General features: G+C 70.5%; 8 protein-coding genes. 5 read left to right on the top strand and 3 right to left on the bottom strand.

The window, feature by feature from the left end:
• Positions 1 to 373 precede the first annotated feature (373 nt).
• The gene (locus tag ACWICD_RS11705; protein WP_454140264.1) at positions 374 to 1,303 is read left to right on the top strand and encodes an Ltp family lipoprotein; all 930 of its coding nucleotides are present in this window, start codon (positions 374 to 376) and stop codon (positions 1,301 to 1,303) included.
• 147 nt (positions 1,304 to 1,450) lie between these two features.
• Here the strand turns inward: ACWICD_RS11705 and ACWICD_RS11700 are convergent, their stop codons facing one another.
• Together ACWICD_RS11700 and ACWICD_RS11695 are read right to left on the bottom strand one after the other, a co-directional pair.
• A complete protein-coding gene (locus ACWICD_RS11700; protein ID WP_454140263.1) occupies positions 1,451 to 3,040 on the bottom strand; it encodes a peptide MFS transporter in 1,590 nt (529 codons plus the stop codon).
• Between the two features lie 44 nt (positions 3,041 to 3,084).
• Complete coding sequence (locus ACWICD_RS11695; protein WP_454140266.1) at positions 3,085 to 4,482, bottom strand: MFS transporter; 1,398 nt, start codon at positions 4,480 to 4,482, stop codon at positions 3,085 to 3,087.
• A 98-nt stretch (positions 4,483 to 4,580) separates the two neighbouring features.
• Here ACWICD_RS11695 and ACWICD_RS11690 point away from each other — a divergent pair, with 98 nt between their 5' ends.
• The 4 genes from ACWICD_RS11690 (at position 4,581) to ACWICD_RS11675 (ending at position 6,852) form a co-directional block, all read left to right on the top strand.
• Positions 4,581 to 5,285, top strand: a complete 705-nt coding sequence (locus ACWICD_RS11690) for a GNAT family N-acetyltransferase (protein ID WP_454140262.1) — start codon at positions 4,581 to 4,583, stop codon at positions 5,283 to 5,285.
• Positions 5,286 to 5,308: 23 nt separating this feature from the next.
• Positions 5,309 to 5,710 carry a hypothetical protein gene (locus tag ACWICD_RS11685; protein WP_376126899.1) on the top strand — a complete coding sequence of 134 codons (402 nt, stop codon included), beginning with the start codon at positions 5,309 to 5,311 and terminating at the stop codon, positions 5,708 to 5,710.
• Between the two features lie 115 nt (positions 5,711 to 5,825).
• Positions 5,826 to 5,987: a hypothetical protein gene (locus ACWICD_RS11680; protein WP_376126897.1), complete on the top strand. Its 162-nt coding sequence runs from the start codon at positions 5,826 to 5,828 to the stop codon at positions 5,985 to 5,987.
• 31 nt (positions 5,988 to 6,018) lie between these two features.
• A complete protein-coding gene (locus ACWICD_RS11675) occupies positions 6,019 to 6,852 on the top strand; it encodes a hypothetical protein (RefSeq protein WP_454140261.1) in 834 nt (277 codons plus the stop codon).
• On the opposite strand, the gene ACWICD_RS11670 is transcribed toward ACWICD_RS11675, so the two are convergent.
• Positions 6,830 to 7,153 (bottom strand): cupin domain-containing protein, encoded by a 324-nt coding sequence (locus tag ACWICD_RS11670; RefSeq protein ID WP_376126893.1) that lies wholly within the window; start codon positions 7,151 to 7,153, stop codon positions 6,830 to 6,832. The two genes, ACWICD_RS11675 and ACWICD_RS11670, sit on opposite strands and share 23 nt — an antisense overlap.
• Positions 7,154 to 7,165: the final 12 nt, after the last annotated feature.

The raw sequence follows: 7,165 nt of genomic DNA, 5'->3' as shown, positions 1-7,165 counted from the left end.
ACATCACACCAAGCTCGCCTACCGCACCCGCGACAACGGCACCGTCGAAGTCACCACACCCACCGGATTCACCTCCACCGAACCCCCACCCTTCTGACGGCGACGCTGACTGGCCGACGCGGTATGACCCGCGGCCGCTCGGCAGTCACCTCCGAGCAACCGGGGGTGTCCCGCAGCGCGGGCATCGCGTGCAAAGACGCGGGCGATACATGATGACGGGTCACGCGATCTCGCTCACCTGCCTGGCGGATCTGGTCGTCCGAAGCGTCTGATCTCCGCCAATGTCGGAGGTGTGGTGTGTCCTGTACCACTGGCCATCGGCCGGTGGCACACACCTGGGGGTGCGTGCCTCGAACGACCAGAAGGTTCCGTCATGTCCGACAACTCGATCGACGGCGCGCACGAGCGCCGCGCCACTCACCTCGAGCCCACCGAGCCCGCCGCGGTGGTCCCTCCCCTCACACCGCCCGCCGGCTGGTATCCCGACCCGCAGGATCCTGCCGCGCAGCGCTACTGGGACGGCGCGCAATGGACCACCCACACGGCGGGAACCGCCCCGTTCGGTGCGGCAACCCCCGGGACTCCCGCGGCCGACGCCGGCGCGGAGACGCTGCCGGGTGGGGCAGTGGCGGTCAAGCGCGGTCTGCCGAAGCTCAAGTGGTGGCAGTGGACACTGATCGCGATCGCCGCGATCGTCCTCGTCAGCATGGTCGTCAACGGGGTGAACGGGCAGCGCGCATCGAGCGACGCCGCGGCCCCGAAGCCGACCGCTGCCGTCGAGCAGGCGAATGAGCCCGTCGCCGCGGAAAAACCCGTTGAGATGGTGGAGGTGCCGCAATTGGTGGGATCAACGGTCGCCGAGGCTCGCGCGAAGCTCGACGCGGTCGGGCTGAGGCTCGCTCCCGGTGACGCCGCCGACGACTGGGTCGTCGTGACACAGCAGCCGACGGCGGGGTCGCATCCGCTCGAGGGGCTCGAGCTGAGCGTCACCAGCGAGGCGCCCAAGCCCGTCTACACGCTCGCGCAGCAGAACGCGATCGCGAAAGCGCAGAGCTACCTGAAGCTCATGGGATTCTCGCGGACGGGGCTGATCGAGCAGCTGGAGTTCGAGGGCTACTCGGCCGAAGACGCCACGTTCGGCGCCGACAACGCGGGCGCCGACTGGCTGGCAGAGGCGGCCGAGAAGGCCAAGAGCTACCTCGACATGATGGCGTTCTCGCGGGAGGGCCTGTATGACCAACTCGCGTACGAAGGGTTCACCGACGCCGAGATCCAACACGGTCTCACCGCGGTCGGCTACTGACAGCGCTCGGGCGGTCGTCGTCGCGATGGCGACCGCCCGACCAGAAGTCGTCCCACACCCCGTCCACCTGGCGTCTCAGCTGCCCGTGACCGTATCGCTCCCCTCGTGCGCGCAACATCCCCGCGCTCGTCGAGGCCGGGGATGCCGCTACCGCACACCCTTCATGAGCGCGAGCACGGGCTTGAGCGCCGCCCACAGGGCGATGCCGAGCACGATCGCGATGGCACCGAGGATCGAGAAGTAGGGCACCTCGTCGTGCGGGTCGTAGAAGCCCGCGAGCCAGCCGGCGATCGAGGTGCCGAGCGCGATCGAGAGGAAGTACAGGGCGACCATCTGGGTGTGGAAGCGCTGCGGCGCGAGTTTCGTCGACGCCGACAGGCCGGGAGGCGAGATGAACAGCTCGGCGATCGTGAAGACGAGCAGGATGCCGACGATCGCGAGCAGCGGCGTCGAGTTCGCGGGCCCGTTCGCGAACGGCAGGAACAGCAGGAACGCGGCACCCATGATGATGGCGCCGAGGGCGAACTTGACGGGAGTCGTCGGCTGGCGTCGCCCGAGCTTGGTCCAGACGGCGGCGAACACGCCGGACAGGATGATGACGAAGATCGCCGGAATCGAGTTGATCCACGGGATCGGCATCTCCCAGCCGAAGATGTCGCGGTTGAGCCGCTCATCGGAGTAGATCGTCAGCACCGTGAACTGCTGCTGGTACAGCGACCAGAACCCCACGTTGACGATGAACAGCGGGATGAATCCGATGACGCGGGAGCGCTCGATCTTCGTCACGACACGCGAGCCCGCGATGACCCAGAAGTAGGCGATGGCTGCGGCGATCGTCACGAGGATGACGATGATCGCGAGGTTGTCGGCACGGATGACCCCGACGAGCACGAGCACGACGAGAATCGCGACGGCGCCGAGGGCGATGCCGACCACGAGACCGCGGCGGTTGCGGGGGAGCGGATTGGGCACCGCGCGCGCCTCTTCGGGAAGCTGCTTGCGCCCGAACGAGTACTGGATGAGTCCCGCCGCCATGCCGACGGCGGCGAGCCCGAAGCCCCAGTGGAACCCCAGCGTGGACTGCAGCAGACCCGTCAGCAGCGGACCGGCGAACGCCCCGAGGTTGATGCCGAGATAGAACAGCGAGAAACCGGCATCCCGCCGCACATCGTCGGGGGCGTACAGTGTGCCCACGACGGAGGTCGCATTCGCCTTCAGGCCGCCGGACCCCAGCGCGACGAGGACCAGACCGACCCCGAGCCCCCACACGTTCGGCAGGATCGCCAGGGCGATGTGTCCCGCCATGATGACCATCGCGCTGTAGAACAGCACGCGCTCCGATCCGAGCAGGCGGTCGGCGACCCAGGCGCCGAGGATCGTGGATAGATAGACGGTGCCGCCGTATGCGCCGACGATGCCCGCCGCGACGCCCCGGTCGATTCCGAGGCCCCCCTCGGTGACCGAGAAGTACATGTAGATGAGCAGGATCCCCTGCATGCCGTAGAAGCTGAACCGCTCCCACATCTCGACGCCGAAGACGTGCGCGAGCGCCCACGGCTGGCCGAAGAAGCGGGTGTCGGAATCACCCGTGCCGGTCGTGGCGGCGTCGTCGGTGCCGCTCGCGGCGGCGGCCTTCGCTCCCGCACGCGTCGTGCCCGCGGCATCCCCCGCGGCCGTTGCTCCTTCAGGTGGCCCGACGGGAATCTGCTCCGGCTCGGTGCCGTCGTTCGCGCTCATTTCGCCAGGCTATCGCCCGGAAGCCGCGCGTACAGCGAAGCGAATCAGCGAAGTGACGGATGCCGCTCGTGCGAGTCCGGACGCGCCGGGATGAACACGGCGATGCCCAGAGCGACGACGGCGGCGGCGCCGCCGAGCAGGAACGAGACCTGGAACCCCTCGGGCGTCGGCGTGGGCACACCCTCGAACGGCTGCGAATACGTCGCGAGCACGGCTCCGACGACGGCCGCCGCGACGCTCGTGCCGAACGAACGGAACAGCGCGTTGAGGCCGTTCGAGGCGCCCGTCTCGCTCTGCGGGACGGAGCGCATGATGAGCATCGGCATGGCGGCGTAGCCGAAGCCGATGCCGACGCCGATGAGCAGGTTGGCGATGAGCAGATGCCACACCTCGGACGAGAAGAGCAGCGTGAACCCGTATGCCGCGATGAGCGCCGCCGCACCGATGACCAGCAGCGGCTTCGGCCCGATCGTGCCGGCCAGACGCCCCGAGACGGGCGAGAGCACCATCATGACCAGGCCCGACGGCATGATGATGAGGCTCGCCGCCAGCAACGACAGGCCGAAACCGCCCGCCGCCTGCGGCAGCTCGAGCATCTGCGGGTAGCTCACGTTCGACGAGAACAGCGCGAACCCGAGCGCGACCGATGCGAGGTTCGTCAGCAGCACGGCCGGGCGGCCCGCGATGCGCAGGTCGAGCAGAGGGTCGTCGACCCGCAGCTCGTACCAGCCCCACACGAGGAGCACGACGACGCCGCCGATTCCGCACGCGAGAGTCGCGGGCGCCACCCACCCCCACTCGTTGCCGCGCGAGACCGCCAGCAGGATGCCGACGAGACCGACCGCGAGGCCTGCCGCGCCGACGTAGTCGAAGCGTCCCGCCGTGCGCAGCACGCTGACCGGCACGATCCACAGCACGAGCACGAAGACGATGACGCCGAGCGCCGCGGCGACCCAGAACAGCAGGTGCCAATCGGCGTACTCGGTGACCAGGGCGCTGATCGGCAGCCCGACCGCGCCGCCGACGCCGAGCGTCGCGCTGATGAGCGCGACCGCCGCACCGACGCGGTCGGCGCGCAGCACGTCGCGCAGAATCGAGATGCCGAGGGGGATGACGCCCGTCATCGCGCCCTGCAACGCGCGGCCGACGACGATTCCGACGATGTCGGTCGACAGCGCCGCGATGACCGAGCCGGCGACCATCAGCGCGACGAGCGCGAGCAGGATCCGCCGCTTGCCGTACATGTCGCCGAGCCGGCCGGCGATGGGGGTGATGACGGCGGCGGCGAGCAGCGTCGAGGTGACGACCCACGCGGTGTCCTCGCGACTCGCGTCGAGCAGTTCGGGCAGCTTGGACTGGATCGGCACGACGAGCGTGAACATGAACGACGAGGCGAGACCGGCGACGGCCAGCACGGCGATGATCGCGCCCTGCGACGGCATCCGGGTGAGTCTTCTGCGCGCGTTCTCATCCCGATTCATCACTCGTCAGGCTATCGGCCCCCGTGCGACCCGGGGCGCACCGGTGCCACACTGGACCGATGACACCGCGCGTCGACATCCGTCCGCTCGACACCGTCGCCGACGTCGTCGCCGCGAGCCACGTGCTCTCGGACGTCTGGGAAGGCGACCCCTCCGGCATGCCCGTCGGCCTGCTGCGTGCACTCGCCCACTCGGGCAACTACGCCGTGGGCCTCTGGCAGGACGAGCGCATGGTCGGTGCATCCGCGGCCTTCTTCGCCGCCCCGGCCGAACGTTCCATGCACAGCCACATCACCGGGGTGCTGCCCGAGCTGCAGGGCAGGGGACTCGGGCGCCTGCTCAAGCAGCATCAGCGCCAGTGGGCACTCGCCCGCGGGGTCGGGCACATCACGTGGACCTTCGACCCGCTCGTCGCCCGGAACGCCCGCTTCAACCTCAGCGTGCTCGGTGCGCGCGCCACCGAGTACCTCGTGCAGCACTACGGCGCGATGGACGACGGCGTCAACCGCGGCGACCAGTCCGACCGGATCATGGTGTCGTGGGCGCTCGCCGCTCCGCCCGCGCCGACCCCGCCCGACGACCGGGTCGCCGCGACGGTCGAGGTGCCGGCCGACATCGCCGCCGTCCGCCGCACCTCACCGACGGATGCCGCCTCCTGGCGCCTGCGCGTGCGCGAGGAGCTCGTGGCACACCTCGCCGACGGCCTCGTCATCGCGGGCTTCGACGAACGCGGCTACCTGCTGGTGTCCGCGAGCGGCGCGTAAGCCCCGCGACTAACCTGGCGGACGTGATCAACGCCGACTGGACGCCGCACCGCCGCGAAGACCGCGAGCTGCTCGGATGGATCCGCCCCGAAGGTCAGAGCTGGGTCGCCGTCGATCTGCTGGGGCGCGACGTGTCGGCCGCCGTCGAGTGGCTCGATGCCGAAGAGCGGCTCGAAGCCGGCGGCCTGGCCTGGCTCGCCGACGTCTGGATGCTCGACAAGCCCGACGCCGAGGCTGTGCGCGTGCGCATCGCCGAGGTCATGCCACCCACGACGGCCGGCGAGGCGGGCTGCGTCGTCGTGCACACCGACGACTTCGGGGCGATCGACGTGCCCTTCACCCGCATCGAGCTGCCCTGGCCCGCCCCGCCCGAGCTGCGCCCGAAACGCCCCGGCGAGGCATCGGAGTTCGCACCGACCCGCTGACCCGAGGTATCAGGCGTCGATGTCGGCGCTCTCTCTTTCTGAAACCCGCGTCATGGAACGCGGCCCCCGCGGTCTCTTGATCGAGCGAGGGAAGAAGGCGATGAGGGAGTCCACCGTGCGAGACGCATTCGAACAGCTCGTGCAGGCATTCACGAGCAACCGGTCGACCGACCGGACGAAGACGCCGCGGCTGCCGCGCGCCCTGCGCCCGCACGCGGCCCGGTCGACCTACCGCCCCGTGACCGACATCGAGGTCATCCGCCACATGACGACCTGAATCCCGGCCGTCCCGGGTCTACCCTGATCGCATGCGCACCGCGCGCGGGATGCTGGCCGTCACGGCCTGCGCCGTGCTGCTCGCCGGGTGCGCGCCGAACGAGCCGGAGCCGCCGTCCGTCGAGGGGCTCGAGATCACGGTCGTGCAGTCGCGCTCCGACGTCGCCGACCGCCACGCACAGGTGCGGGTGCGCAACGACACCGGCGCGACGGTCGAGATCGGCGCCGTCGAGGTCGTCGACGCCCGCTTCGCGGCGCCCGCCGAGCGCACCGATCCGGAGCGCATCACATCGGTCCGGCCCGGAGCGACGGTCGACATCCGCGTCGCGCTGCCCGCCGTGGACTGCGCGTCGTCCGTCGGGGAACCGCGCGTGCGGCTCGAGCTCGCGGCATCCGGGCCCCTGGTCGAGACGCCCGCCGCCGATCCGCTCGACGTCATCGCGCCCCTGCACGAGCGCGAGTGCCGTGCCGAGCGCCTCGCGGTCGCGGCCGACGTCTCGTTCGCGTCGTTCCAGCCTTCGGCGCACCCGGCTGCCGCCGTGCTCGGCCTCGAGATCGTGCCGACCGGCCGCGCCGGTGCGGTCATCGTCGGCATCCAGCCGACGAACCTGCTGCGGTTCGACGGCACGCGCGCATCCGGCGACACCCTGCCCCTCGACGTCCTCGTCGGCACCGGCTCGGTCCTCGTTCCGCTGCCGCTCGTGCCGTCGCGCTGCGACCCGCACGCGGTGCAGGAGGACAAGCGCGGCACGGTCTTCACGCTCGAGGTGCAGCTCGACGGCGAGCCGGGCGAGGTCGAGCTCGCGGCGCCGGCCGACCTGCGCGCGCGCCTTCTGACGTGGGTCAGCCGGTGGTGCGGCGGATGAGCGTCAGCTGCATGACCGACGGCTCGACCGCGACGACGGCGTGCGGCACGCGCGCCGCGATGTGCACGAGACCGCCCGGCCGCAGATCGACCGTCTCGTCCCGCGTCGTGATCCGCAGGTGCCCGCTCTGCACCTGCAGCAGGATGGGCCCGGGGGCGGTGTGCTCGGTCATCTCCGTGCCCGCGTCGAACGCGAAGACGACGACGCGCACACCGTCGGCGGCCAGCGCGGCGTGCGAGACGCGGGTTCCGGGTTCGACCGTGACGAGGGCGCCGAGGTCGTCGATCGCAGTCATGTCCATGCCGCCATTGTG

Source organism: Microbacterium sp. NPDC055357 (assembly GCF_053644835.1).
Note: the sequence above shows the minus strand (reverse complement) of the source record. Positions and strands in the feature narration are given on the sequence as shown.

Coding starts and splice junctions, on each gene's coding strand:
- ACWICD_RS11705 (WP_454140264.1), top strand. CDS start 374: ATGTCCGACAACTCGATCGACGGCGCGCACGAGCGCCGCGCCACTCAC.
- ACWICD_RS11700 (WP_454140263.1), bottom strand. CDS start 3,040: ATGAGCGCGAACGACGGCACCGAGCCGGAGCAGATTCCCGTCGGGCCA.
- ACWICD_RS11695 (WP_454140266.1), bottom strand. CDS start 4,482: ATGCCGTCGCAGGGCGCGATCATCGCCGTGCTGGCCGTCGCCGGTCTC.
- ACWICD_RS11690 (WP_454140262.1), top strand. CDS start 4,581: ATGACACCGCGCGTCGACATCCGTCCGCTCGACACCGTCGCCGACGTC.
- ACWICD_RS11675 (WP_454140261.1), top strand. CDS start 6,019: ATGCGCACCGCGCGCGGGATGCTGGCCGTCACGGCCTGCGCCGTGCTG.
- ACWICD_RS11670 (WP_376126893.1), bottom strand. CDS start 7,153: ATGGACATGACTGCGATCGACGACCTCGGCGCCCTCGTCACGGTCGAA.